General features: G+C 56.7%; 1 protein-coding gene. It reads left to right on the top strand.

Going from position 1 to position 776, the window contains the following annotated elements:
* Positions 1-776 (top strand): conjugal transfer protein TraN (locus tag BHE81_RS27880; protein WP_149888865.1); only part of this gene is annotated, 776 nt, incomplete at both ends.

Below are 776 nucleotides of genomic sequence, written 5' to 3'. Positions count from 1 at the left end.
TGTACGAAATATACCTATGACGGGAAGGGGAAGATTCATCAGTCGTTTGGTGTGGACAAAGTGGTCACTGCAGGGCAGAACTTTGCTGTAAGCAAAATATCACGAACCGTATCATCGGCCAGCCAGAAACCCGTACAGGTCACGGTCACCCTGGTGATGGAGGAAACCGAAACCGTCTACGCGCCTGAAGTCGTCTGGGTTGAAAGCTGTCCGTTCAGTAAGGATGAAGGGACAAAAACGGGCGAGGAATGTATCAGCCCGGGAGGAACGCGAACCATCACCCTCGGAGGCAGGGATTACTCGTTCACGGAAGCCTGCTGGAAATATAAGGACACCTGGCTCACGCAGCCGGCGGACTATGGCTCCTGTGAAAGCCTGATGAAAAATACGGCCTGCACCCTGTCATCCCGCCAGTGTGCCTTCTCCGGCGAAGACGGAACCTGCCTGCATGAGTATGCGACATATTCCTGTGAAACCAGGACGAGCGGGAAACAGATGGTTTGTGGCGGGGATGTGTTCTGCCTCGATGGGGAGTGTGACAAAGCCACGTCCGGGAAGAGCAACGACTTTGGCCAGGCCGTGTCTGAGCTGGCAGCGCTGGCGGCTGCAGGGAAGGATGTCGCGGCACTGAACGGGGTGGATGTCAGGGCCTTCACGGGAAAAGCGAAATACTGCAAAAAATTCGCGGCTGGCTTCAGTAACTGCTGCAAAGACGGCGGCTGGGGCCAGGATGTGGGGCTGGCACGCTGCAGCAGCGAGGAAAAGGCGCTGGCCAA

This window comes from Klebsiella sp. AqSCr, from assembly GCF_008452795.1.
GTDB classification, from domain to species: Bacteria; Pseudomonadota; Gammaproteobacteria; order Enterobacterales; family Enterobacteriaceae; genus Klebsiella; species Klebsiella pneumoniae.
Note: the sequence above shows the minus strand (reverse complement) of the source record. Positions and strands in the feature narration are given on the sequence as shown.